A 26,862-nucleotide genomic window follows, 5' to 3' on the forward strand; every position below is an offset into this window, starting at 1 on the left:
GATTTTTTTTATTCGTTTCATTTAATCAAAATAGTACATTTCATATATTGACCCAGAATACCAGTACTCGCGAATATCATAGTAAGTAGAATTGTTTAAATAATTTGTAAAAAAACGATAATAATTATCTGTGTCAGAATAATAAATTATGGTTTTATAATTATCAATCTTATATATTGTAGGGTAATTTTTTGTGCTATTCTGTTCGTATAACGGTTTTGTTGGAATGTTAATATTGTGATAGTACTTGAGTATTTTTTCTTTACTTGTTAAATCAGGAATGTTTTTATTTTGATTGTTAAAAGAGATTACATTTATTTCTTTATAAAATAAAGAATCATTTCTAAAAAGATAAGTAATAATTGTATTACCCAATTCTTTTTTTAGATAATCAATATTTTTTTTCTTTTTAATTGAATCTTCATAATCAAAATTCCATAATTGGGTTGGACATACTTTTCCTTCCTTATTTATTTCTGGCTTTACATTGGAATACATATCATATCTTGCAATAGATTTAATAGTATCGTCAACTTTGTCTTCATCATCTAATGTTGCGATGTATGAATATTTATAGAAACCATTTTTAATTAAATCTTGTTGAGTTATTTGTTTGGTTAAGAAATGATTTATTGTGTCTTTTTTTTGACAAGTTATAAGCGTTAGCACAACTAAAAGGATGACTATGTTTTTCATATCAAGTTATTGTTAATCCACATTCTTGTAATTCTTTCAATATATCTCTCATTTTGTTCATTGGCTTGCCCTCTGCTCTTTGAGGGGAAACATATCCATTTGTATTATCTCTTTTGTAATGTTGATATAAAGTTTGATCATCTAGATAAACAGGTCCGTTAACTGGATATGTATATTCTGCAAGACTAAATCGAGGCTATGTACTTAAGGCAAATCCTAAAATTTTTATTGCGTAATCAGCAATTATTGTTGCTTTTCCTGGTACAAAACCAACAGCAGTTGTTGTAATTCCCAAAAGACTTAACTTATTGTTTAATTCATTTCGGTTTTCAGAAACTTTAGATAAGTGTAATTTATATAAGTTTTGCGATTGCAAATAGAAGCTTGTTTAATGTACTCGTGAAATTTTTTAAGTAAATATATTTTACCATTTCTGAATGTAATCTGCTTATTCTTTATCACCAGATTATGGAGTTCATTTTTATCAACACATCGCTCTAATTCTTTTCGTATTTTGAAAGAAGAATCTAAAATATGTTCTCCATTTATATACTTTAATCTAAATGTTGTATTGACTTTCTCTCCTTTTATTATTCGTCCTTTATTGTCCATATAGATGGTTAAGACGCTCAAATAACAATTTCTTGGAGTTGTTGAAACATCGCCTCTTTCAACAGGATCAGTGTAACATTTATTCAATTCTAAAGATGTCAAAGCGGTAATACAATGAAAGAGTCCATTTATTTTCATTGATATGCTTTGTGTATAGTAAGATCTATATAAATCTCTATATTGATATTCTTCCCAAGGTTCAGGTACAATATCTGGCTCATACTTGCCAAGACTAATTGATGGTCCCATTTTTATAACTTTACTGTTTTAGTAAATATATCTTATCTAAATAATGATAAGAGCCAGTAAAAGGTAAAAAAGTAATAAAATAAGTTTTTTTTGAGAAAGCTTTTGTGTTTATTATATAAAGAAAATCGCCCTCAAAAAGGGCGATTTTTTTTATTCGTTTTCGTCTAGATTTTCATTAAATGCAGAGGGTAACATTGTTGGAATAAACTTTATTAAAATCGGCAGTAATAAACTTCCGCCCGGAAGTAAAAATATAGTCAGTGACGGAATTGTTTTGCAAATGTCTAAAAGCTGCTTTTTTACCTTTTTCTTTTCCTTTGCATCTAAATCTCTGGTTGTAGAATAAGCCAGTAAAACCATTAATTCCTTACTCTGAACAATTTCCTTAATTAGTCTGTTTTTGTTTCTTATAATCAGCTTTACAACGCTGTGCGTCATTTGATCGTAGAAATGCTTAACCGGATTGGAATAATTAAAATAGGGGATTTTCTTTTTGTGCGTGGTAATAAAAGTATGTGTTGTATCTATGCTTTTGGTAATAAAATTATCAGAAACACCCATCATAGAACCTAAAGAATATAAAAAGTACGATTCCTCATTTTCAACAACACCATCACTCCACAAAGCCATTCCGGCCATATCGATTAAATAATAATGCTCTAATTTATTTTTGAAATAGTCAAGCTGTAAAGTTTCTAAAGTTTCAACAGTAACTTTTGAGAATTTAGAATAACGTATTGAAGCTTCAAAAAGCTTATTTAATAAATCGTCGTGCTGTGATTTGATTGTTTTGGTTTTTAAAGCCAAGCCTACAATACCCAAAACGGTTTCTTCAATGCGTTTTAGATATTTTTCAGGAATTTCACCATGTTCCAAATATTGTCTGAAAGCCAAAACATCAATAAATAAAAGTGCATTGGTTACTAAATGCGAAAAGTTTTTGCTGATGATACTGTCATTTGTTTGTACTCTTTCGTCAATTATACTTTCTAATGAATGAGAAGGAGTGTCTTTTGGAAGCAGTATTTTAAACAAATTAAACCCTTCCGGATTCATTTGCTTATAGAATTTTACAACTTCGGCAATAAAATTATTAGGTTCAGAACTTCTCTTTTCTAAACAATATACATGGTAAAGTGTATTTAATAAGGCAACTTTAGAAATTTCGGTTTTAAACCAGCCTTTTATAGGAATTGGAATTTGAGAATTAATTTCAATGATATGACCGTAGATAAACCCCGTTTCTCTTACTTTAAAGTAAAACGAATCTGCTGTTTCAAAAGGAATGGCTTCTGAAAACTTCTGTTCACTAAAAAATTTATCTATCCAGCCGTGTGCTGATGGGTTAATCATTGTATTAAATTTATAGCTGCAAAGCTATATCTTTTTCTTGTTTTAGAATGAATTTAAAAAAATAACCACTAGATTTTTGTGAAAATAGTGGTTATAAGTGTTTTATTATTTAATTATTCCTGCACAGGCAGCACGTCCGCCGGCATTTCCGGTTGGCTGAGTTGTAAAATCATCTGTTCCCTGGTGAACAATTAAACCTTTATTAAGTACATTTTTAGTTTCATCATCACATCCTATGCACCATTCATCAGTAGTTAAAGTGATAGATCCGTTACCATTTGCATCTGCAGTAAAGTTTCCAATATCACCTTTATGATATTCTGCCGCTCCCCATTTTCCATGTTTTTTGAAAGTAGGATTCCAGTGTCCGCCTGCAGAACTTCCATCGGCAGAGCTGCAATCTGCTTTTTCGTGAATGTGTATAGCATGGACTCCCGGTTCTAAACCAGTCATTTTTGCTGTAAAAGTAACTTTGCCATTTTTTTCAGTAAAAGTAGCAGTCCCGCCTACTTTACTATTGCTTTTTGGTTCTAAGGCAATAGTCAGAGTCTTGGCATCGTTTGATTTTGTATTTGTCTTGCAGCCAATTACTAAAGCTGCAATTATAGCGAAAGATACGACCAGTTTTTTCATATTTACGGGCATTTTAAATTAAAGATTAAGTAAATTTAACATAAAATAACGGAATAGGCTGACTCTAAAAGTTAAAAAAAAGTCAAACTATACTTTGTAATTTAAGCTCGATTGAGCACAAAACCCGAAAATATTGCTTAAATTCGTAATAGTTTTTGTAGATATTTTCTGAAAACTACCTTCTCTAATTCGTTCATATTTAATTCTTAATATTATGATGAAAAAGATTTTTACTCTCGTTTTTCTTAGTTTAATATTGTTTTCCTGCAATATTTTTAAATGTAAAAAAAGTGATGCCGTTTCTAAACTTGACGGAACTTGGGAACTTAATTATATTACCGGACCTAGAATTACTTTTGATGGTTTGTACCCTAATAAAAAACCAACCATAAATTTCAATACTAAAGACAATCAGGTTTCTGGTAATAATAGTTGTAACAACTATACGGGGAAGTTGGTTTTAGATGGAAATAAAATCGATTTTACACAGCCAATGGCAATGACTAAAATGATGTGTCTAAACGGCCAGCAAGGCGAACTTACATACATGAACACGCTTCAAAAAATAACTTCTTATGATATCACTGATGATGGCAAAACGCTGAATTTAATTTCGGGAGATATTGCTATGATGAGATTTACTAAAAAATAAAATTCTCTTTATTTTAAAATTGAATGCAGATGAAAACTAAATTATCCGTTTTATTCCTGTTGTTTGGCTTTTTAAATTTTTCTGTTACAGCTCAGGAAAAAACGAAAAAAGAATTAAAAGCCGAACGCGAGGTACAAAAACAAAAAGAAATAGAAAATTTAATACAGTCTCGAAACTTTGTCTTTGAGGCTCAAAGAATAACACCGCAAGGCGGACAACTTATCAATCTGGACTATAATATGTATTTTTTAAAATTTAATACAGAAAAAACAACTTCTGATCTGCCGTTTTTTGGAAGAGGTTACAATGTAGGCTATGGCAGTGAAGGCGGAATTAAATTTGAAGGAAAACCAGAAAATGTAAAAGTAGAAAAGAAGAAGAAAAGCTCTATTCTAAAAGCTTCGGTTAAAGGTAAAGATGATGTTTATGATTTGATGTTTACTATTTTTTACAATGGCAGTGCAACACTTACAGTAAATAGTAATAATCGTTCTCCAATATTTTATGATGGAGTAATAAGTGCTCCAAAATCAGATGAAAGCAAGAAATAGAGCTGACTTGTTTTCGCTTGAATTATTTGTTGAACTTAGATTTTAAAAATCAATATATTTTAGAATGCATAATTATTTAGAAACAAATTAAAAATCAAAACTATGAAAAAATTGAGTCTTATTTTTATTATGGTCATTGCCGCGTTTTCATCTTATGCACAATCTTCATTTAAGGAAGATGTAGACGTTTTACAAAGTCTTTACGGAAAAACTAAAAGTGATTTAGTAAAACAGTATATGAATTTATCTGATACACAATCAGCTGCTTTTGCAAAAGTGTATGATGATTACGAAACACAGCGTAAAGCACTTGGGCAGACTAAATTTCAATTAATCAATGATTATGCAGCCAATTATGAAACCCTTACAGACGCGAAAGCTGATGAATTGGCTAAAGGAACTTTAAAAAATCATATTGGCTATGAAAAATTATACTGCAAAACGTATAGTAAAGCAAAGAAAGCTATTGGCGCAATAAATGCAGCTAAATTTATTCAGTTAGAAGTGTATTTGCAAACCATAATTCGATCTGAAATTCTGGAAGCTATTCCGTTTATTGGCGAATTAGATAAATCAAAAGTTCAGTAAAATTTCTATTTATGATATAAAAAAAGGCAGTTATTTTTTAATAACTGCCTTTTTTTTGTGCTTTTAAAATCTATTTAGCTGTTTTAACTTTATAAATCTCATCAACCATTCCGTTGCGGAAACTGTCAAGTGTAAGTTCCCAAAACATAATTCCTCCAAGTTTTTTATCTTTTACATATTCAGTTTTTGCTTTGATAGATTTAAGATCATCAGATGTTGCAAAAGTTTTAGACTGAGCATTATACCAGTGAGGTGCTTTTGCTTTATCATCCCAAAAATATTTCCAGCCGTTAGCTTCTGTATATGTTTTTGCATAATCTTTATAGTTAACACCTTCAACGTGTTTTCCTGCCTGATAAAGTCCATTGTTGATATTTTCTACATTAATCCATTGTCTGGTATAGAAAGCGCCTCCAATTACTAATTTTTCAGCAGGAACTCCTTGCTTTAATAAATAAGTAACGGCCCTGTCTGTAGATTCTTCGTTGGGATTTGTGCTGTATAAAGGCGTATGATGTCCAGTAACCTGAGAATATCCGTTTACTAAATCGTAGCTCATAATATTGATACGGTTTACCAATGGAGTAATAGCTTTCCAGTCAATAGACTCATCTAAATATTTTTGAAAACCTCCTGCAGCAAAACTCAACTCGTATTTTTTACCTAAGGTAGAACGCAGTATTTTTATTAATTCTGTAAAATTAGGTTTGTCAACAGCTTGATATAAATGTCCAGGAAGACCTTCGATTGCAGGATATTCCCAATCTAAATCTAAACCATCCACTTTATAAGAATCACTTAATTCTTTTACCGATTTTGCAAATTTCAAACGTCCCTCAGCAGTAGAAAAAGCAGCAGAACATGGTTCGCAGCCTCCCCAGCCTCCAAGTGATACAATAATTTTTAACTGCGGATTTTTAGCTTTTAAAGAAACTAAATGTTTTATTGTTAAAGAATCTCTAGCAGAGTCTACACTTAGTTTTCCATCTTTTAAATGACAGAAACTAAAGATAATTTGATTTAATTTACTGACTTCATATTCGTCAATTAATTTAGAATCACCGGTATAATAAGCGATGATGTCTAATTTTTTATTCTTCTGCGCAAAAATGTTTGTGGATATAAGGCAGATAAATAAAAGGGCAATTAGGCTAATTTGTTTCATTTTATGTTTTTTGAAGTTTTTGAACGCTAAATTTAAAACATTAGAATCGAAACTTTGCTATCGATTTTGTAACATAACCTCAATTTTAATAAATATTTGTGAAATGTGGGTTAACCATATAAGTGATAAAGTTCATTTTAGATTGAATTTAATTTTATTTCGTTCCAATATTTCGTAGAGATGCACAGCAGTGCGTCTCTAAATAAAAATGCCACAGATTACAGGATTAAAAGGATTAAAAAATCTGTGAAAATCCTGTAATCTTTGGCAAAAATATACGTCTCTACAAAAAAATCTTTTTAAATAAACTTACATAACCTATATGGTTCAAAAAAAAATAAACCCGCACAGTTTCGGACTTGTGCGGGTTTAAACAAATTAAAAGCTAAAAACTATTTTGAATATTAGAAGCAGTATGAATTTTCTGCAACTAATTTTTCTGCAATTTTTTCTCTCAATGCCACTACGTTTGGCAGGTTAGTATATTTTGTGAAACGTTTAAGTCCCATTAACATCATACGTTGTTCGTCACCTTCAGAGAAAGAAGCAATTCCTTCTTTTCCTCTTAAGTTTACAATATCAACTGCTTTGTACAAGTATAATTTTGCCATTGCGATTTGTTCTTGTACTTTATCTTCACCTTGATTTTTAGCTAATTTTTCAGTTCTTAAGATAGTACTTTCAGCCATGTAGATCTCGATTAAGATATCGGCAGCAGCCATCAATAATTGCTGGTGAGAATCTAAATCTGGGCCATATTTTTGAACAGCGCTTCCGGCAACCATTAAGAAAACTTTTTTCAGGTTAGCCACGATTACTTTTTCTTCTGCAAATAATTCAGAGAAGTCCGGAGTATCAAAAGATGGAATTCCCATTAATTCTTCCTGAACTTTCATTGCCGGTCCAAGTAAATCAACGTGACCTTTCATTGCTTTTTTGATCAGCATACCTACAGAAAGCATTCTGTTGATTTCATTTGTACCTTCATAAATACGAGCGATACGAGCATCTCTCCAGGCACTTTCCATTGGAGTATCTTCAGAGAATCCCATTCCGCCAAAAATCTGAATTCCTTCGTCAGAACAGTTTTGAATGTCTTCAGAAACTGCTACTTTCAAGATAGAACACTCGATAGCATATTCTTCGACACCTTTCAATTCTGCTTCTTGGTGACTTGTTCCTTCGGCTTCACGAGCTGCAATTCTGTCTTCGATATCTTTTGCCGCACGGTAAGAAGCACTTTCTCCCGCGTAAGCACTAGTTGCCATTTCAGCCAATTTAGAACGAATAGCTCCAAAAGTTGAAATAGAAGTATTAAACTGAATTCTTTCGTTAGCATATTTTACTGCTCCAGAAGTAACTCTTCTTTGTGCATCTAAACATGCTGCAGCCAATTTAATACGACCAACATTTAAAGCATTCATTGCAATTTTGAAACCGTTTCCTCTTTCAGATAACATGTTTTCAACCGGAACTTTTGTTTCGTTAAAGAAAACCTGACGAGTAGAAGAAGCACGAATTCCTAATTTATGCTCTTCTTCATTCATAGAAATTCCGTTTGAAGGATCGTTTTCTACGATGAAACCTGTAATATTTTTATCATCACCAATACGAGCAAAAACGATGAAAACGCTGCAGAAACCTGCATTCGAAATCCACATTTTTTGTCCTGTAATTAAATAATGAGTTCCGTCTTCAGATAAAACTGCTTTAGTTTTTCCTGAGTTAGCATCAGATCCTGCGCCTGGTTCAGTTAAGCAATAAGCGCCAAACCATTCTCCAGAAGCCAATTTCGGAACGTATTTTTTCTTTTGTTCTTCAGTACCATAAAGAGTAATTGGCATAGTTCCAATTCCTGTATGCGCACCAAATGCAGTTGAGAACGAACCTGTTGCTCCAGAAATGTAGTCACAAACTAACATTGTAGAAACAAACCCCATTCCTAATCCGCCGTATTCTTCTGGAACTGCAACTCCAAGAAGTCCAAGTTCACCAGCTTTACGCATAGATGATTCTGTATAAGCGTAATCTTTTTTCTCAAAACGATCTTTATGCGCCCATAATTCTTTGTCAACGAACTCTTTTACAGAGTCACGCATCATTAACTGCTCTTCCGAAAAATCTTCTGGTGTAAAGATATCTTCGCTCTTTGTTTCTTTAACTAAAAACTGACCACCACGAGTCACGTTTTTTTCGATTGTATCTGCCATTTTGTTTTTGTTTTTTATGAAAGAAAATAGAAAATAGAATATAGAGTACAGAAAATAGACTTTTACTTTAGTCCGTTTTGAAAACCCATTGTCATCCTTTGGAATTCTTCTATTTTAATTTCTAATTGGTTAAATTGTATCTCGTTTATATATTTTCTATGTTTAGCAATCAATAATTGTGTAATTAGTTCAAATGAAGAACCAAGAGAAATGTCTAAAAAGTGACTGAAAGATTTATCAGTTCTTGAAGATCCTTCGGCAATATTACTAGGCATCGAAACCGAACATCTGCTTATTTGAGAACTCAAATCATATCGTTCGTGTTTTGGAAATTCTATTAATACATCTGAAATTTCATTAGCAATTGCAATTCCGATCTTCCAAATCTTTAAGTTCTTATAATTATGTCTCATGTTTTTTTGAGTCAAGTTAAGAAATTAAAATAAAAAAGTAAGATTAATACTATTTTATTTTCCTTTTGAAACAGTTTTCATTCCAAAAAGGTTATCTCTCTATTCTCAAAGAAAAACATCTATTCTCTTTATTCTATATTCTATTCTCTTTTTATAGAACCTCGTAAACCCCCGCAGAACCTTGTCCAGTCCCCACACACATCGAAACGATTCCGTATTTGTTGCCTCTGCGTTTCATCTCATCAAATAACTGAACAGAAAGTTTAGCTCCTGTACATCCTAGCGGGTGTCCTAAAGCGATCGCTCCACCGTTTACGTTTACGATTTCTGGATTTATATTTAATTCACGAGTTACAGCTAAAGCTTGTGAAGCAAAAGCTTCATTTAATTCAATTAACTCAATATCGTTTAGTGTTAATCCCGCTTGTTTCAACGCTTTCGGAATTGCTTTTACAGGACCAATACCCATGATTCTTGGCTCAACACCAGAAGAAGCAAAGTTTACCAAACGAGCGATTGGTTCAAGATTTAATTCTTTTACCATTTCTTCGCTCATAATTAAAACGAATGCAGCACCGTCACTCATTTGAGAAGAGTTACCAGCAGTTACGCTTCCGTCAGCAGCGAAAACCGGTTTTAAACCTGCTAAAGCTTCTTTAGAAGTTCCTGCTCTTGGACCTTCATCTTTATTTACAACGTATGATTTAGTTTCTTTTTTACCATTTTCATTGATGAAAGTCTGCTCAACAGTAATTGGAACAATTTGTTTGTCAAATTTTCCTTCTGCCTGTGCTTTTAAGGCTTTCATGTGAGAATTGTAAGCAAACTCATCCTGATCTTCTCTTGAAATTTTATATTGATTGGCAACTGCTTCAGCAGTTAATCCCATTCCCCAATAGTAATCTTCGTGACCTGCAGCAGCAACTTTATAATCCGGAGTTGGTTTGTAACCTCCCATCGGAATAAAACTCATACTTTCTGCACCACCGGCAATGATACAATCTGCCATTCCTGATTGGATTTTAGCAGTTGCCATTCCGATAGTTTCTAATCCAGATGCACAGTAACGGTTTACTGTAACTCCAGGAACATCTTCCACTTTTAATCCCATTAAAGAGATCAAACGTCCAACGTTTAAACCTTGTTCTGCTTCCGGCATGGCATTTCCTACCATAACGTCATCAATACGTTTTTTGTCAAAATCAGGCAGTTCGTCCATCATAAACTGAATGGTTTCTGCAGCTAATTCATCAGGTCTTTTAAATCTAAAAACACCTTTTGGAGCTTTTCCAACTGCTGTTCTATATGCTTTTACTATATATGCTGTTTTCATTTGTTTTGTTTTTTAAGAGTATAGAAGATAGAATATAGAAAATAGACTTTACAAAGTCTGGAATCTATATTCTATTCTCTTTGTTCTATTTTCTAATTACGAAGTGGTTTTCCTTTAGTCAACATGTACTGGATTCTTTCTAATGTCTTGCGTTCTGTACATAAACTCAAGAAAGCTTCACGTTCGATATCTAATAAGTATTGTTCAGATACTAAAGTTGCTTCAGATAAATCACCACCAGCCATTACATAAGCCAGTTTGTTAGCGATTTTCTTGTCGTGCTCAGAAATGTATTTTCCAGCTTCCATTTGATCTGTTCCTACTAAGAACATCCCAAGAGCTTGTTTTCCTAATACTTTTACATCCGTTCTTCTGATTGGTTGTGTGTAACCAGCTTCTGCCATTAACAAAGCATGTTTTTTAGCTTCCGCAATCTGACGATCTTTGTTTACTACAATAACATCTTTTCCATGCTGCAAAAGTCCAGTATCAAAAGCTTCGTAACCAGAAGTCGAAACTTTTGCCATTGCGATTGTCAAGAAATACTCTTGAAGAACGTTTAATTCCACATCATTTTTGCGGAATAAATCTGAAGCTCTCAAAGCCATTTCTTTAGATCCACCACCACCAGGAAGTACACCAACACCAAATTCAACTAATCCCATGTACGTTTCTGCAGCTGCAACCACTTTATCAGCATGTAAGCTCATTTCGCATCCACCGCCAAAAGTCATTCCGTGAGGCGCAACCACAACTGGAATAGAAGAGTAACGAACACGCATCATGGTATCTTGGAACAATTTAATTGCCATGTTCAATTCGTCGTATTCCTGCTCAACTGCCATCATGAAAATCATTCCGATATTAGCCCCAACAGAGAAATTCGCTGCCTGGTTTCCAATAACTAAACCTTGATATTCTTTTTCAGATAAGTCAATTGCTTTATTGATAGCTTGTAGAACGTCACCACCAATTGTATTCATTTTAGATTGGAATTCTAAGTTCAAAATTCCGTCTCCTAAATCCTGAATGATTGCTCCACTGTTGCTCCAAACTTTTTTGCTTTCGCGAATGTTGTTCAGAATAATGAATGAATCTTGTCCAGGAACTTTTACTTGTGATTTTGTTGGAATGTTATAGAAATAAGTTGCTCCTTCTTTTACAGAATAGAAACTGTCACTTCCAGAAGCCAGCATTTCAGTAACCCATGCAGCTGGTTCTAAACCTTCTGCTTTCATGATTTCAATTCCTTTGGCAACACCAATTGCATCCCAGATTTCGAATGGACCATTTTCCCATCCGAAACCAGCTTTCATGGCATCGTCAATTTTGTATAATTCGTCTGAGATTTCAGGAATTCTGTTTGACACATAAGCAAACATTCCGGCGAAACTCTTACGGTAGAATTCTCCCGCTTTGTCTGTTCCTTTTACTAAAACTTTAAAACGATTGATTGGTTTATCGATAGTTTTTGTTAGTTCAAGTGTAGCAAAATTTGCTTTTTTTGCAGCGCGGTATTCTAATGTATCTAAGTCTAAAGAAAGAATGTCTTTATCTACTTTTTTATAAAAACCTTGACCCGTTTTACTTCCCAACCAATTATTTTCCATCATTTTTGTGATGAAATCAGGAAGCTTGAACAATTCGTGTTGTTCGTCAGTTGGACAGTTTTCATAAATACCATTAGCAACGTGTACCAAAGTATCTAAACCAACAACGTCAACTGTACGGAAAGTAGCTGATTTTGGACGACCAATTACTGGTCCTGTCAATTTATCAACTTCTTCGATCGTTAATCCCATTTCTTTCACTAAATGAAATAAACTCTGGATTCCGTAAATACCAATTCTGTTTCCAATAAACGCCGGAGTATCTTTAGCAACAACCGAAGTTTTTCCTAAGAATTTAGATCCGTATTCGTTTAAGAAATCCAATACTTCGGTTGAAGTTTTTGGGCCAGGAATAATTTCAAATAATTTTAAGTAACGCGCAGGGTTAAAAAAGTGAGTTCCGCAGAAGTGTTGTTGAAAATCTTCGCTTCTTCCTTCACTCATAAAATGAATTGGAATTCCAGAAGTATTAGATGTAACTAAAGTTCCCGGTTTACGGAATTTCTCGATTTGTTCAAAAACTAATTTCTTAATGTCTAAACGCTCTACAACAACCTCGATAATCCAGTCAACATTGGCAATTTTTGCCATATCATCGGTTGTATTTCCAGTCGTAATTCGGTTTGCGAATTTTTGGCTGTAAATAGGAGATGGTTTCGATTTTAATGAATTCGCCAAATGTTCGTTTACCACACGGTTGCGAACGGCTTTACTTTCAAGCGTTAATCCTTTTTTAGCTTCAGCTTCTGTCAACTCGCGTGGAACGATGTCAAGCAGTAAAACTTCAACACCAATGTTGGCAAAATGACAAGCTATACCTGAACCCATAATTCCGGATCCAATTACAGCAACTTTTTTAATTGTGCGTTTCATATTTGTAAAATTTGTTTTTTGGGTAGAATTTGAATTTTTCTCTTAAAAGAGACTATTCATTTTCTGTGTTTTCTGTTTGATTGAATATGTTTTTATCCTGAATTAATTCGTTTATGATTTCAGAAACTTCGATAAAATGTTTCAGCTTTTCATCCGAAACATGTTTTCTAACGCTTTCATTAAACTTCAGAACTGTATTTTTAGATAAATCTCTTTTTTCTTTTCCAAAGTCGGTTAGGTAAATCAATACTCCTCGTCCGTCGCTTGGATTTTTTTTGCGAACAATTAAACCCTTTTCTTCCATCGATTTTAGTGTTCTCGTTAGGCTGGTAGCTTCCATACCCATTCTCGGACCTAAAGCGGTAGATGGAGTTCCTTCTTCTTTGTCCATACTTAAAAGAGCAAATCCTGTCGCCATTGTTGCGTCATATTTAGCAGCTTCTTCATTGTACATTCTTGAAACAGCCTGCCATGTCGCTCTTAAAATATAATCTATCGTTTTGTCTTTCATAGGTAACTATATCGATTTCAAATATAATTAAAAAATACTATGCATGCATATAATTTTTTAATAAATTTTTGGTTAGTTAAAAAATCGCTCTGATTTAGAGTGGTTTGGTGGTTTATTTATAGTGAAATATACTATTCTTTTTTTAGATTTTAACATTTTTTATGCTGTAAAAATCTTTTTTTAGTTTTTAAAACGCATTTAATTCTGTATTCTTTAAAAAATTATGCATTTAATTCAGTTAAATCTTCAGAATCGTAGCGTGAAAGGGCATTTTGGAGAATCTTTTTCATACGATTTCTCAGACCTTCAGGTCTTAAAATCTCCAAACAGCTTCCAAAACCTAATAAAAGCCTTTCCATTTCGTAATTTGGTATTACAAACAAATGCAGAATAACACTTCCATCTTCATTTTCTTTAATTAATCGCTGAGAAGTATGCAAAGGTTTTGTGAGTACGTAAGGCGCATTCGAAGCATCGACCCATATTTCAATTCTTCTTGCGTTCAATCCTGAATTCACCGTTACGCCAATCACATCTTTATAATAATCATCAGCGTCAAAATCTTCCTCTAAATAACGATGATTAAAATCGTAATCAATAGAAATGATTCTGTCCAAAGCCAAATTCGTAATCGGCTGTGAAGCTTTTTTCTTTCCGATTAAAAACCAGCGGTTATTGAATTCCTTTAATATAAAAGGATGAAAATGGAATTTTGTTTCTTCAGCGGATTTAAAAGATTTATAAGTAATAATCAGAACCATTTTTTTGATAATCGCCTGATATATTTCGTCCAGATAATGCAGTCCTTTTAGTTTCTCATTTTTATCCAGGTAAATAACAGGTTTGGTATGTGATTTCTCCGAATAAATTTTATCCTCCAATCGCTGTAAAATATCTGAGACATCATTAAATAAAGAGAAATCTTTAAATTGTTTCAACATCGAAACCGTTTCGGTTAAAACATTCATGTCCGTCTCCGTCAGCGGAATATCAGTTATCGAAAAATCTTCGTCTTCATATTTATAATACTTTTTATCGTAAACCACGATCGGAGCATTATAACCCAATTTCTCACTACGCATCAGCTGAATATCCATCTGAATGGTTCGTTTACTGATGGGGTTTTGGCGTCCTTCATATTCAGATAAAGCTTCAGAACATTCTTCGATTAAATCTTCGAGTGTCCATTGCCTGTATTTATTCTGTAGACATTTATCGATGGTTTTGTAGCGAATTAAGGCATTTTTGTTTTGTGACATGTTTTTATGATTTTGGGCGTGTCCCTCCGGGCCGGGCTTTACGTTCCCGCTTTTTTTAAGGCGAAGAAAAATCGCCTTAAAAAAGAGCTCCACTTCAATCCCTCACGCATTTACGTTAATAATGAAATCTCGTTTTCAATGATTTTATTTTCGTTCCAATTTTCCGTAGAGACGCACCGTAGAGGCGCACAGCAGTGCGTCTCCGCAACGATTAGCCACAACGCATAGCAAAAACCCGACATGTTTAATTATTACGTTATATTGGTGTCGAATTACTTTGCGTAGACGCACTGCAGTGCGTCTCTACAGACATATTTTATGTTAATATTGAAATTTCCTTTTCAATATTAATTCTCGCTTTCTCCTCATATAAATTCCGAAATTCCTCAGTCTGAAAAATAAACTCATTCTCCAGAAAATGTTTCAAAGCTTTCGCACGTCCAGGTTTGTAGAGAAAATCAGGATAAATGCGGTATTCTTTTCTAATCTGTTCAAAATAGATTTTGTAATCATCCCAATCTTTAGCAAGGATTTTCAAATCAAAATCGATTAACCAATTAATATCTTCAATTTCATTTTGCTGATGTTGTTGTGTGGCACAAATGGCATCAAAGACTAATTGTTTATTTAGATTGCTATTTTCAGTTAAAATTGACAAAGCATATTCTGCACTTTTGAGTTCGTTATCTTTTTTGGAAGCCGAATACACAAAATCATGATAAAAAATAGAAAATAATATTTCGTCAGGATTTTGAAGTTTATCACGATACGTTTCAAAACTGGTAATCATTTCTTGTAAATGGGTGAGATTATGATAATGCCTTGATTTTTTGGAATATGCCTTTTCTAAATCCGTCCAGTTTTGCTGAATTTCATTTGCTGAAAAGCCAATATTCGAAAGTAAATCAGAATAAATTTTTTCTAAATTCATAATCGTAAGTGGATTTTTTAGGCTCCAGAGGAGCTAAATATTTATAGCTAATTTATAAGACCCAATCATAAAGCTCCAGCGGAGCGACACTTAAGTTGGGCTTTATTAAAAAATATGTCGCCCCGCTGGGGCTCTTTTTAGGCATAATCAAAGAGTTATAAATATGTCGTCCCTCTGGGACTTACGCGCTTTTTTCAAATTAATATTTACTCAAATTTAAAATTCTTTTTTTACTGCGCAAAATAATTGCGTAGTAGTTTTGAAATCTTTGCTCAAGAAATAAAACAAATTATATTTCTTAAAAAATGGAACAAAATTTTTACTACGCAAAATAACTGCGCACTAGTTTTAAAATCTTTGTTCAGAATTAAAAACAAACGTTCATAGAAATAAAAATAAAGAATAAAACAGGTCAAGTTTGAGTTACTTCGAAAACACTTTCCAATGTACACACTTACACCATTACCTTTTTATTTAATTATCATGAAGCAGTAGCTCAGCGGTAGAGCAGGTAGTTTTGAAATTATCCTTCAAAGGTCAATTAAAACTTACTTCGTACACTTCTAATGTCCGGGTCGTGGGTTCGAATCCCACCTGCTTCACAATTATTGGTCAAGTAAAACTTACTTCTTAGGTTCGATTCCTGACTTCCGAAAGGAAGTTGACGGTTATAAAGTTTTAAAATTATCATTAAAAAAAAACGAGGGTCAAGATCAACTTACTTCTCGGGGAAACCCATCAGATAAAATAGTTCATCAATTACACTCCAATTTCAGGTCAAGTGTTTCTTACTTCAAAACTCTTTTAGGTAGAACTCAGAAACGCAATTATCTAAATTTTAAAAATTAAAAAAATGAAAACAAAAGAATTATTAAAAATCAGTTTACGCCAAAATGCTATTTTCATTCCGTCAGAAATGATTATGAATGACGTTAAAAATTTATCAGGAACAACATCCGTTTTGTTAGCCAATGTTTCAAAACTTGGATTTACATTTTCTGAATCATTATTACATGCTTTAAACAATGTGAGCCCGAATTATAAAATCGAGGTTTTAGAAGTTTTGAGAGCAATTTTAGGAACAGATAAAAACTGGACGCCATTGGTAAAAGAATGGAATATTCCAACAGGCGAATCTGTTGTAGATCATATTATCACATATTTTGGAAATGTTTTTAAAACTAAAAACGGAACAACTTTACAATGCGGACATATTATCCCTGATAATACTTTTCCATTAGAAAGATACAACGGTTGTCCGTTCTGCGGAACTCCTTTTGAATTCGGAAAACTGGAAAATATCGGACAAGGAAGCAAATTGAAAATGTTGGATTTGTGGACAGAAAAAGATTTAAATGATTTCTATATATCATTATTGCAATCTAAAACCGCTTTAGACGCTACTCAGGTAGATAGTTTAAAAATGGCGATGCAATATTTGCCTTTACCAAAAACAGAGGTGGCAATGAAGGAAACTTTAATGCTGGTGATTGATCTTTTGATTGAAAATGGTAAAGAAGCCGAAGCGTCTCAGTTTTTAAAAACGCCAACAGATATCTTACGATACTTGTGGTATAAAAACACAGGTATGCTTCAAATTATCGAGCCAAAAACGATTATCAAAAGAACATCAAAAAATGCACAGCATTTTCATAATGTTTTAGATACAAGCGTTCAGGCGAGAATTGCGTCTCAAAAAGATTTGAAACTAAAATATTCCCGAAAAGAATGTTTAATGGTCGCAAATTGGTTAAACAATATGAATATGGATGTGGAAGCGATGTGCGAAACCATGCATCCAAAAAGAGGAATGTGGGTTCGTTTTATCCGCGCGTTGCGTTTGGCAGAATACAGCAAAAGAAAAGGGTTTGAGAAATTGAACTTTTTAATGGATGTGTTCTACAACCAAGTGTACGATGTTTGGCAGAGCAAAGTAGATTCGTCAAGATTGAAATTTGATGCCGATAAAACATTTGGATTATTGAAACAACGTCCAGGATTATTTGCTCGTTCTTTATTCTCGAACATGCTATGGTTTGGAGCAGAGGAAACTGTTGCTCATTTTGAAGAAATCATCGATAAAGTTCCGGCTCGATTGGTGTTTACATTAAATATGTATGCTCAAAATTATTTTGATAAAAACATGCAGAGAAGTGTGAAACCTTTGGGAGGAACAAACAAACGAATCGAAGCAAATGCTTTATTAAAGTTGTACGAAGATTTTCAGTTGGAAGCGATGAAAAATCAAATCGAAGAATTGTGTCTTTTGGCCATGAAAAAACGATTTGCGAAAATGGCGAACACCAACAAAACAATCTATATCGATCCGCAATTGTTTAATATTCCGGTTTCTATAGGAGATCGAAGCGAAACCGTTCAGGATTTGCCAGTTGCTTTAATGGGAACACGTTTCCCAGTTGAAGGAAACGAATTGCGATTGTTTATGCAATGGGGTAAAGATCTTCCAGCGCAACATTTAGATATGGATTTAAGCTGTCATATCGCTTATGAAGATAAAGCCGATATTTGTTCTTTCAGCCGATTGACTACTACAGGTTGTCAGCATAGCGGAGATATCCGAAGCATTCCAAATAAAATTGGAACTGCCGAATATATCAACATCAACATCGACGAATTGGCGAAAGCCAAAGCAAAATTTGTAACTTTTACTTGCAACGCGTACAGCAATGGAAGTATTACGCCAAATTTAATTGTAGGTTGGATGAACAGCAAACACCCGATGAAAATTTCGGAGAGAACTGGTGTAGCGTACGATCCGTCGTGTGTAGATCATCAGGTTCGTGTGACGCAGAATGTTGCCAAAGGTTTGGTTTTTGGAGTGTTGGATGTAGCCAGAAGAGAAATCGTTTGGTTAGAGATGACTTTCGGAGGTCAGGTTGTAGGCGGATTAGATTTCAAAGGCGTTCAGACATTATTATCAAAACTAAACAGCAAATTGAATATTGGTAGTTTGTTACAGCTTAAAGCGGAAGCTCAAGGTTTAACAATCACCGAAAATGAAATTGCAGATGAGGTTTATACAGCTCAATGGGCGATGAATCCAGCAGTTGTTACACAATTATTAATTGATTAAAAAGGTTCTAAGGTTCTAAGGTTCTGAGGTTCTAAGGTTTTTGTAGAGACGCACTGCTGTGCGTCTCGGCAAAGATTAATGTTTCACGCAGATTTAAAATGATTTTGGCAGATTAGCGCAGATTATTCATAATTTTTTTTTTTTTAATATCTGCTTAAATCTGCAAAATCTGCGTGAAATAAAAACTACGCAAAATAACTGCGCAGTAATATAAAACCTTTGCACCTATGAACCTCTGGACCTTTGTCCCTTTAAAAAACAAAATAATGAAAACACAAATAAACGGTACAGATATATTAGAATTAGGATTCCCGGAAGGAAAAATAATTGGGATTGCCTTAAAAATAAACAGCAAAAGAAACGGATTCACTAGAGACGAAATGATAACAAATTTCAAAAACGTCTTAGAAACTCCGGAAAACTATATCGACGATAAAATCTTCAGCAAATTGGCTGTTGCATTAATCGAAAAATCGAATGAAAAACCGGAAGATTTCATTGCTTTAAATGAAAACCCAAATGCGTATTCGGCTTATGGATTAGATCATATCGAAGACGGAGCCAGAAAACAAATGGAGGTTGCCATGAAACTGCCTGTTACGGTTGCGGGAGCTTTAATGCCAGATGCGCACCAAGGTTACGGATTACCGATTGGCGGAGTTTTGGCGACAAAAAATGCCATTATTCCGTATGGTGTTGGAGTTGATATTGGGTGTAGAATGGCGTTGTCGGTTTATGATATTCCGGAAGACTTTTACTTTGAAAACGAAGCTAAATTCAAAAGAGAATTAATTGCCAATTCTATTTTTGGAGCGGGACACGGATTTCACGGTCAGTACAAATCAGATCATGCGGTTTTGGAGAATGAAACTTTCAATATGAATCCGTTTGTGAAGAATTTAAAAGATAAAGCCTGGTCGCAATTAGGATCTTCGGGTGGTGGAAATCACTTTGTGGAATTCGGAATCATGGAATTTGCAAAAGACGATGCGGTTTTGAATATCCCAAAAGGAAAATACGTCGCTTTGTTAACGCATTCGGGTTCACGCGGAATGGGCGCAACCATTGCGGGACATTATACTAAAATCGCCAAAGACGAATGTAAACTTCCTGATGTGGCAAAAAACTTAGCGTATTTGGATATGAATTCGCAATTAGGACAAGAATACTGGCTGGCGATGAATTTGGCTGGAGATTACGCTTCGGCTTGTCACGAGATTATCCATAACAAAATGGAACGCGCTTTGGGTGCGACCATTTTAGCGAAAGTCGAAAACCACCATAATTTTGCCTGGAAAGAAATCTGGAACGGCGAAGAAGTGATCGTACATAGAAAAGGAGCAACTCCAGCCGGAAAAGGCGTTATGGGAATCATTCCGGGAAGTATGACCGCACCGGGATTTTTGGTGAGAGGAAAAGGTGAGGAGAACGCCATTAATTCGGCTTCGCATGGAGCAGGAAGACAAATGAGCAGAACCCAAGCCATAAAAAACATCACAAAAAATGAGATGAAATCGATTTTGCAGCATCACGGCGTTACACTTATCGGAGCAGGTCTTGACGAAGCACCAATGGCGTATAAAGATATCAATCAGGTGATGGAAGCGCAACAGGATTTAGTAGATGTGGTTGCCAAATTTACGCCGAAACTGGTTAGAATGGCGGATGATGGAAGTCGTGAGGATTAGTGGTCAGTTTTTTAGTGTTCAGTTTTTAGTGTTCAGTCGCGGTCACAGTTTTCAGTGTAGAGGCGCACTGCAGTGCGTCTAACACTTTGTGATAATTTTAACCGCAAAGAGCGCTAAGAATTACGCGAAGGTCGCAAAGAATTTTTCTGCGCAAAGTTTGTCATTTCGACCGAAGGGAGAAATCACACGCGGGATTTGACAAAGATTGGAAACATTCTATGCGGAGTTTCTAGTGTGATTTCTTCTCCGTCGAAATGACAAACTTTGTGGTTAAAGATTTTTTCACGCAGATTTAAAAAGATTTAAGCAGATGCTCGCAGATTATTTATAAAAATTATTTTAAATCTGCTAGAATCTGCAAAATCTGCGTGAAACAAAAACTTGGCAATTCTGCGACTTTGCGAGATTAAAAAGAAAAACTTAGCATCTTAGTATCTCAGAACCTTAGCAACTTTAAAATAATAATAACCAACACAAAGAATAAAAAAACTTTGTGTCTTAGTGCCTTAGTGGCAAAAAACAAAAAAATGAAAACATATATAGATATCGGAATTAATTTGACCAACAAACAATTCCAAAACGACATAGACGATGTCGTACAAGACGCGCTCGACGCCGATGTATCGCAAATGATACTCACGGGAACAAGCGTACGAAACAGCGAAGCTTCATTAGAAATCGCAAAACAATATCCGGGAATATTATATTCGACGGCGGGAATACATCCGCATGATGCGAAGAGTTTTGATGCACAGAGTATTTCGAAACTGCGGAATTTATTAAAGCAGAAACAAGTCGTTTCGGTTGGCGAATGCGGACTCGATTTTGATCGTGACTTTTCGCCCCGAAACAAACAGGAAGAATGTTACAAAGTCCAATTAGAATTGGCGATCGAAGTTCAGAAACCTTTGTTTTTGCACGAAAGAAGTGCTTTTAATTCTTTTATGAATATTACCAAAGACTATTTACCGCAATTACCCAAAGCCGTTGTGCATTGTTTTACGGGAACGTTACAAGAAGCAAAAATCTATCTCGATAACGGATTTTATCTGGGTTTTACGGGAGCGATTTCAGATGCTAAACGTTTCAGTCATTTAAAAGAAGTCATTCAGTACGTACCGCTCGACCGAATGATGATTGAAACCGATGCGCCCTTTATGCTTCCTAAAAATGTCCCGAACAGTCTCTTAAAGAAATACCACGAACGCCTTTGCGAACCTGCTTTTCTGCCGTATGTTGCCGGAACAATTGCCCAGTTTAAAGGAATTACTTTAGCTAAAGTGGCAGAGGAAACGACTCGAAATTCTAAAAGCTTTTTTGGGATTTAGGTTTTGTTTTCCTAACAGGTTTCTAAAACCTGTTAGGATTTTATTTGTTGGCTTTTAAATCAGGTGTTTGTACTTGGTTTGAAGGTTTTTTGTTTATATATATTTGAGGCAAATAATTCTATAAATTATGGAAAACCATAAGATTATTATTAGAATTTTATGCACCTTTGAAAATTGACTTTTTATTAGAAAATGATAAACAATAAATTATGAATATTTTCAATCACTCAGTAATTCAGTTAGATAAGAAAGTAACACTTAACTTTATAAATGTTGAAAATTATTCAAAGGATTTTGTAAAATTAATTGAAGAAGAGATTGGTTTCATTAGAAATGGAATTATTAATGATGAAGATATTAATGATGTTAAGAAGAGAATTAAGATATGGATTGATAGAAAGAAAAAGGATGAAAGAGCTAAGAATGGATTTGTTGCTGAATTTATTTGCCATTTATACTTACGATCTAGAAAATTTGAACAGTATTCTTTATTTAAAAACTTGGAAGAAAGAGGGCCTAAGAAAGGATTTGATGGATTATATATGTTGGATGATGAAATGTGGTTAGTTGAAAGTAAGTCGACTACAGTTCTTACAAATAGTCACCTTAGCGAAATTAATAAAGCATATTCAGATATTAAAACAAAAATAGAATCAAGTGTAAAAGATTTCAAGATAAATGATCCTTGGGAAAATGCAAAGCATCATATTCAAATAGCAAATCCAAATAAAACTTTAACAGAGAATATGAAAAAATTGAGCGCAGATTTTATCAATAACAAAAAACATAAAATTAAAGAATTTAATATAATACCGTGTTCAACAATTTATCTAAAAGGAAGTTGGAAAAAAATTGATAACGATGCACTAAAAAAGAAATTAGAAAAGGAGGTCATTAAAAAAGAAGCTAAAAAATTAAATGTTTTGTGTGTTAATAAAAAGAGTGTTGATGATTTTATAAAGTTTATAAATAGTTAATAGTGGAAAAGGATATTGAGCAATTACGTAGATTAAGAAATAATGAAAAGTTTAGAAATAATTTTAAAAATTTATGTCTAAACAGAGAATTGTCTTTTGATGAAGTAGAATTTCTTTTATGCTGTTCTATATTATTTTTTAAGTTATATGATTCGGACAAAAGATTTACTTCATATTTTAAAATAGGTTACTATATTATTTTAAAATATTCAATTTCATATAGCAAATATCAAGCTTTATATGATATATCTATGCAACTAGGTTTTTATCCACTTATAGAGTTTGTACTTCGAAAAGAATTACTGAAATTAAATACAAAAAATATTATTATTGATGCTTTTGCTTATAGCTTGTTCAAGAATAATTATGAAATTAGACAAGGTTATGTTGAGTCTCTGGAACAAAATAATTCTAGAGAAAATATTATAAGCTTTGAAGGGAATGAGATCGCTTATATCGCTCCGACTTCATATGGAAAAAGTTCAATAGTTAAAGATTATATTAAAATAAATAAGCCAAATAAAATTGCTGTTATTGTACCTACAAAATCATTATTAATTCAAACTTATCTTGATTTAAAAGAATTGTCTGGCGATTACAAATTGGTTTTACATGATGAAATGTATTCTAATGAAAATAAATTTATTGGAATTTTAACTCAGGAAAGAGCAACACGTATTCTAAATAGGAATAAAAGAAATTATTATGATCTTTTATTTGTAGATGAAGCGCATAATATTTTCAAAAGAGATTCGAGAAGTTTTATTTTAGCTAGGTTGTTGCAATTAAATTATAAGAGAAATAGTAATCAAAAAATTATTTATTTATCTCCGCTAATTGGTTCAGTTCAAAACTTAAAATTGAAAAAAACTTTCCAAGGAGAAATTTCAGTCAAAAAAGTGAATCACGATTTTAAAAGTTTTGAAGTTTATTATTTTAATAGTAACAAAAGCTACTTTTTTGATAGGTTTTCCGGAGAAACTTATTCTATTGATTTAAACGTTAAATATTTTGATTATATTAATTATAATTTAAAATCAAAGAATTTCTTTTACCAGAATAAACCACCAACAATCGAACTTTTTGCAGAAAAATTATACAATAATTTGAGAGATTCGAAAGAGGATAATTTGGCAATAAGAAAAATAATCTCCGTATTAAAAAAAGAAGTTCATAAAGATTTTAAACTTGCTAAATTTCTAAGTAAAGGAGTTATTTACTTACATGGTAAGATACCTAATATCGTAAAAGAATATATAGAAAGCAAATATAGAGAAATTGATGAGATCAAATATTTAGTAGCAAATAAGGTTGTACTTGAAGGAATTAATATGCCAATTGAAACAATTTTCATTACAAATAATAGAGTTGGAAAAAAAAACATATCTTATAATGACTTAATTAATTTAATTGGTAGAGCAAATAGATTGAATTTTATTTTTAATGATAAAACTTTAGATAGATTAATTTCAAAAATTCACTTTCTAGATCATGAAATATTTCAAGGAAAAAGATCAATGAAGAGTACAATGGAGAAGTTAAATCGTGAAAATGTAAAAGATGTTGTTGAAAATCCAATTGCTGAAAGTTATAATGTAGAGGAATTGAAACTTACAAGTGATGAAAGAATTACAAAACAAAAGTTGGAAGATCAAAAAATAAATGACTTTTCTGATTTTGTTTTAGAAGAACCAAAAAACGAATTTGAAAGAATTAAGAGGTATTGTATAGAAAATTCCATTGACAATTATTTTGAAAATGTAGATTTAGCTATTCAAATTATAATTAAAAATATTAGGAAATATATTTTCAATGAAAATGATAAAATTGTAGATATCATCAATGAAATTTTCGTTAAAAATCAAGTTGATAATATAACTGATTTTGAAATTTCTCGTTTAAACGAAGTAAAAGCGCGAAATTATTATAATAATTTCATTGAAGTGGTACAGCATATGCATTTGAATCAAAGAATAATCTCAACTAAAGAATATTTTGATAAAAAGGCAAAAACAGATGATCCTTATCTTTTTATCGGAGCAAGCTATGGTCAATTGACGTCAAAAGAAGCAGGGAAAAAATCAAAGTATGATGAAGATGATGAAAAAAAATATGATAGTAAGGTTTATATTGATTTGTCAGATTCTCAAGTAGATTTGATAAATATTGCCATTGTAAAATTAAAAATAGAAGAAGATTTTATAGGATATAAAATAACTCAATTGATTTCATTTCTTCATGATTTTGAAATTATTTCAAATGATTATTATCTCAATATAGTTTATGGCACAACTAATAGTTCAATAATTGATTTAGTTAGATTTGGATTGAGTGTAAGTACAATTTCTGAATTAAGGAAAGATGATCAAATTTCAAATATTGAATTAGATAATAATGGAAATTTAAGAGCAAAGAATAATATTACTTTTAGAGAGTATCTTTCATCAAAACCTGAGTTATTCAAATTTGAAATTGAGAAATATTTAAATTAGAGATCACAGTTTATAGACGCGAACAATAAGTAAGTTTTTTCTTTCTTTTTGAAATAAAAAGCATATATTTGTAATGCAAAAAACACATATCTAGGGAGAAATCCTTGAAACTTTATTAAGTTAACATAAGCGAACCCACGTTACGTTGCAGGTGCTAGTGATAGCCCTAATCACATTCCTTGGAGTGTTTTTTGCACAACCGATCGTGGGTTTCGTGTACATAATATTTTCGATATGCAAAAAGAAAATCAAAAACCAACACATCGTGATGTAGTGCCATCCGTAATTAATTTCCTTTCAGACGAATTGTTTGAGGGAGATTACAAAGAACAGCCCATGTATTTGCAGGAAATCTTCGAGCTCTTAATGCATACAGAGTTTGGCGACGATATCAATTTAAGGCAAAAAATACTGAGCTGTTTAAGAACCAGCCGAAATCTGGCAGAAACGTTATCGCCATTTTCAGACAAGCAAATTCATAAAGCCTGGCTCAACAACAAATAAATTGTGCCAATAAAAACTCAAACCCTGCAAATTGGTTTTGCAGGGTTTAATTCATAAAATAAAAAAATAATAAAGTGTTGAGGTCGTAATGAACTCAGAAAAGAGTATCAATAAAAATTTTTATCTTTGTACTTTAAAATTCATGAAAAATGAATTACAAAATATCATTTCAGGAAAGAGCCAAATTAGGCATGGAAATTCTATCCAAACAGTCTCCCGTTACCTTAGAAAAAGCCAGAGCGCAGGCAGAACGCTTAAGTCAGGCAAGCAAATCAAAAGTGAAGAAACATTTTATAAATGACGATTTAATAAGGGAAAACCTTTTTAATCCTGTAAAGGATACACAAACAATAACCGAAGACCTTTTTGAGCAGAAATAATATTAAAAGTTCCGTTTATGCCTTCCATTCTTAAGGACATATTACTCATGCCGTTTCCCTTTTGTGTGGTTTCAGATAATCCAATTCCGTTATCGATAATCGTGATGCTGAAACAATCTTCATTTTGGTCAAATTCAATAAAAACCTCATTTGCCTGACTGTGTTTGTATATGTTATGAACGGCTTCTTTAACCGCTAAAAAAAGATTCCGTCTGGCTTTTACCGTTAAATTAGTTTCTTTTTCGGGAATATTCGATTTGAAGTGCGAGTCGATACTCGTTTTAATTAGGAAACGTGTAATGTACAAAGTCGTATATTCTATAAAATTACCAACAGTATCATTTTGGGAGTTTAAACTCCAAAGAATTTCCCGCATGGCTAAATTCATCTCTTCAGATGTATTGATAATGGCTTCTAAATCTTCCGAAAAACTTTCCTGTGGCATTTTATATTTTAAAAACTCAGCCTGAAGTTTTATGGCCGAAATTCCCGCGCCCAGATCATCGTGCATATCTTGCGAAATTCGTTCTCTTTCGAGCTGAATGGCTTTTTGGCGTTCTAATTCTTTTTGCAATAACTGGTTCTGGAATTCGCTTTCTTTTATTTGATTTTCCTGATGCTGAATAAGCTGTTTTTTATTGTAAATAAACACCATCATAATAATGAAGCATACAAACAACAGCATTATGATAATGGCGATAATGTAGGTTAATTTTATTTCTGGGGGCAGTTCTCTCATTTTTTTATGTTTTTTGCGATT

23 protein-coding genes and 1 tRNA gene are annotated in these 26,862 nt (G+C 32.9%); 11 read left to right on the forward strand and 13 right to left on the reverse strand.

What is annotated here, in order from left to right; genetic code table 11:
* Window positions 1-21: 21 nt before the first annotated feature.
* From L1276_RS14820 to L1276_RS14835, 4 genes are all read right to left on the reverse strand, one after another.
* Window positions 22-696, reverse strand: coding sequence for a hypothetical protein (locus L1276_RS14820; protein WP_253789068.1), 675 nt, complete (start codon window positions 694-696; stop codon window positions 22-24).
* A gap of 312 nt (window positions 697-1,008) precedes the next feature.
* Window positions 1,009-1,557: a hypothetical protein gene (locus tag L1276_RS14825; RefSeq protein WP_253789070.1), complete on the reverse strand. Its 549-nt coding sequence runs from the start codon at window positions 1,555-1,557 to the stop codon at window positions 1,009-1,011.
* 150 nt (window positions 1,558-1,707) lie between these two features.
* Entirely contained in the window at window positions 1,708-2,910 is a 1,203-nt protein-coding gene (locus L1276_RS14830; protein WP_253789072.1) for an LETM1-related biofilm-associated protein, read from the reverse strand.
* A 105-nt stretch (window positions 2,911-3,015) separates the two neighbouring features.
* Window positions 3,016-3,543 carry a superoxide dismutase family protein gene (locus L1276_RS14835; RefSeq protein ID WP_253789074.1) on the reverse strand — a complete coding sequence of 176 codons (528 nt, stop codon included), beginning with the start codon at window positions 3,541-3,543 and terminating at the stop codon, window positions 3,016-3,018.
* Between the two features lie 214 nt (window positions 3,544-3,757).
* On the opposite strand from L1276_RS14835, the gene L1276_RS14840 reads away from it, so the two are divergent.
* The 3 genes from L1276_RS14840 to L1276_RS14850 all read left to right on the forward strand — a co-directional run bounded on the left by L1276_RS14840 (window position 3,758) and on the right by L1276_RS14850 (window position 5,334).
* Entirely contained in the window at window positions 3,758-4,195 is a 438-nt protein-coding gene (locus L1276_RS14840) for an META domain-containing protein (RefSeq protein ID WP_253789075.1), read from the forward strand.
* Window positions 4,196-4,224: 29 nt separating this feature from the next.
* The gene (locus L1276_RS14845) at window positions 4,225-4,746 is read left to right on the forward strand and encodes a DUF4251 domain-containing protein (RefSeq protein WP_253789077.1); all 522 of its coding nucleotides are present in this window, start codon (window positions 4,225-4,227) and stop codon (window positions 4,744-4,746) included.
* Window positions 4,747-4,848: 102 nt separating this feature from the next.
* Window positions 4,849-5,334 (forward strand): hypothetical protein, encoded by a 486-nt coding sequence (locus L1276_RS14850; RefSeq protein WP_253789079.1) that lies wholly within the window; start codon window positions 4,849-4,851, stop codon window positions 5,332-5,334.
* A 70-nt stretch (window positions 5,335-5,404) separates the two neighbouring features.
* On the opposite strand, the gene L1276_RS14855 is transcribed toward L1276_RS14850, so the two are convergent.
* From L1276_RS14855 to L1276_RS14890, 8 genes are all read right to left on the reverse strand, one after another.
* Window positions 5,405-6,499: a glycoside hydrolase family 18 protein gene (locus tag L1276_RS14855; protein WP_253789081.1), complete on the reverse strand. Its 1,095-nt coding sequence runs from the start codon at window positions 6,497-6,499 to the stop codon at window positions 5,405-5,407.
* A 404-nt stretch (window positions 6,500-6,903) separates the two neighbouring features.
* A complete protein-coding gene (locus L1276_RS14860) occupies window positions 6,904-8,709 on the reverse strand; it encodes an acyl-CoA dehydrogenase family protein (protein WP_253789083.1) in 1,806 nt (601 codons plus the stop codon).
* A 62-nt stretch (window positions 8,710-8,771) separates the two neighbouring features.
* Window positions 8,772-9,122 carry a four helix bundle protein gene (locus L1276_RS14865; protein ID WP_253789085.1) on the reverse strand — a complete coding sequence of 117 codons (351 nt, stop codon included), beginning with the start codon at window positions 9,120-9,122 and terminating at the stop codon, window positions 8,772-8,774.
* 151 nt (window positions 9,123-9,273) lie between these two features.
* A complete protein-coding gene (locus L1276_RS14870) occupies window positions 9,274-10,455 on the reverse strand; it encodes an acetyl-CoA C-acyltransferase (protein ID WP_253789087.1) in 1,182 nt (393 codons plus the stop codon).
* A gap of 92 nt (window positions 10,456-10,547) precedes the next feature.
* Window positions 10,548-12,938 (reverse strand): 3-hydroxyacyl-CoA dehydrogenase/enoyl-CoA hydratase family protein, encoded by a 2,391-nt coding sequence (locus L1276_RS14875; RefSeq protein ID WP_253789089.1) that lies wholly within the window; start codon window positions 12,936-12,938, stop codon window positions 10,548-10,550.
* Between the two features lie 52 nt (window positions 12,939-12,990).
* Window positions 12,991-13,449, reverse strand: a complete 459-nt coding sequence (locus L1276_RS14880) for a MarR family winged helix-turn-helix transcriptional regulator (RefSeq protein WP_253789091.1) — start codon at window positions 13,447-13,449, stop codon at window positions 12,991-12,993.
* A gap of 221 nt (window positions 13,450-13,670) precedes the next feature.
* On the reverse strand, window positions 13,671-14,708 hold the full coding sequence (locus tag L1276_RS14885) for a YafY family protein (protein WP_253789093.1): 1,038 nt from the start codon (window positions 14,706-14,708) through the stop codon (window positions 13,671-13,673).
* A 316-nt stretch (window positions 14,709-15,024) separates the two neighbouring features.
* A complete protein-coding gene (locus L1276_RS14890; protein WP_253789095.1) occupies window positions 15,025-15,639 on the reverse strand; it encodes a hypothetical protein in 615 nt (204 codons plus the stop codon).
* A 485-nt stretch (window positions 15,640-16,124) separates the two neighbouring features.
* On the opposite strand from L1276_RS14890, the gene L1276_RS14895 reads away from it, so the two are divergent.
* From L1276_RS14895 to L1276_RS14930, 8 genes are all read left to right on the forward strand, one after another.
* A tRNA-OTHER gene (locus L1276_RS14895) sits at window positions 16,125-16,241 on the forward strand.
* A 251-nt stretch (window positions 16,242-16,492) separates the two neighbouring features.
* On the forward strand, window positions 16,493-18,733 hold the full coding sequence (locus L1276_RS14900; RefSeq protein ID WP_253789096.1) for a hypothetical protein: 2,241 nt from the start codon (window positions 16,493-16,495) through the stop codon (window positions 18,731-18,733).
* A 266-nt stretch (window positions 18,734-18,999) separates the two neighbouring features.
* Window positions 19,000-20,421: an RtcB family protein gene (locus L1276_RS14905; protein ID WP_253789097.1), complete on the forward strand. Its 1,422-nt coding sequence runs from the start codon at window positions 19,000-19,002 to the stop codon at window positions 20,419-20,421.
* A gap of 527 nt (window positions 20,422-20,948) precedes the next feature.
* The gene (locus L1276_RS14910) at window positions 20,949-21,749 is read left to right on the forward strand and encodes a TatD family hydrolase (RefSeq protein ID WP_253789098.1); all 801 of its coding nucleotides are present in this window, start codon (window positions 20,949-20,951) and stop codon (window positions 21,747-21,749) included.
* A 209-nt stretch (window positions 21,750-21,958) separates the two neighbouring features.
* On the forward strand, window positions 21,959-22,726 hold the full coding sequence (locus L1276_RS14915) for a hypothetical protein (protein WP_253789099.1): 768 nt from the start codon (window positions 21,959-21,961) through the stop codon (window positions 22,724-22,726).
* Window positions 22,727-22,728: 2 nt separating this feature from the next.
* On the forward strand, window positions 22,729-25,218 hold the full coding sequence (locus L1276_RS14920; protein ID WP_253789100.1) for a DEAD/DEAH box helicase: 2,490 nt from the start codon (window positions 22,729-22,731) through the stop codon (window positions 25,216-25,218).
* A gap of 234 nt (window positions 25,219-25,452) precedes the next feature.
* Window positions 25,453-25,722 carry a hypothetical protein gene (locus tag L1276_RS14925; RefSeq protein WP_253789101.1) on the forward strand — a complete coding sequence of 90 codons (270 nt, stop codon included), beginning with the start codon at window positions 25,453-25,455 and terminating at the stop codon, window positions 25,720-25,722.
* A gap of 149 nt (window positions 25,723-25,871) precedes the next feature.
* A complete protein-coding gene (locus tag L1276_RS14930) occupies window positions 25,872-26,102 on the forward strand; it encodes a hypothetical protein (RefSeq protein ID WP_253789103.1) in 231 nt (76 codons plus the stop codon).
* On the opposite strand, the gene L1276_RS14935 is transcribed toward L1276_RS14930, so the two are convergent.
* The gene (locus L1276_RS14935; protein WP_253789105.1) at window positions 26,047-26,841 is read right to left on the reverse strand and encodes a sensor histidine kinase; all 795 of its coding nucleotides are present in this window, start codon (window positions 26,839-26,841) and stop codon (window positions 26,047-26,049) included. The two genes, L1276_RS14930 and L1276_RS14935, sit on opposite strands and share 56 nt — an antisense overlap.
* Window positions 26,842-26,862: the final 21 nt, after the last annotated feature.

Source organism: Flavobacterium sp. HSC-32F16, from assembly GCF_024171645.1.
GTDB lineage: Bacteria > Bacteroidota > Bacteroidia > Flavobacteriales > Flavobacteriaceae > Flavobacterium.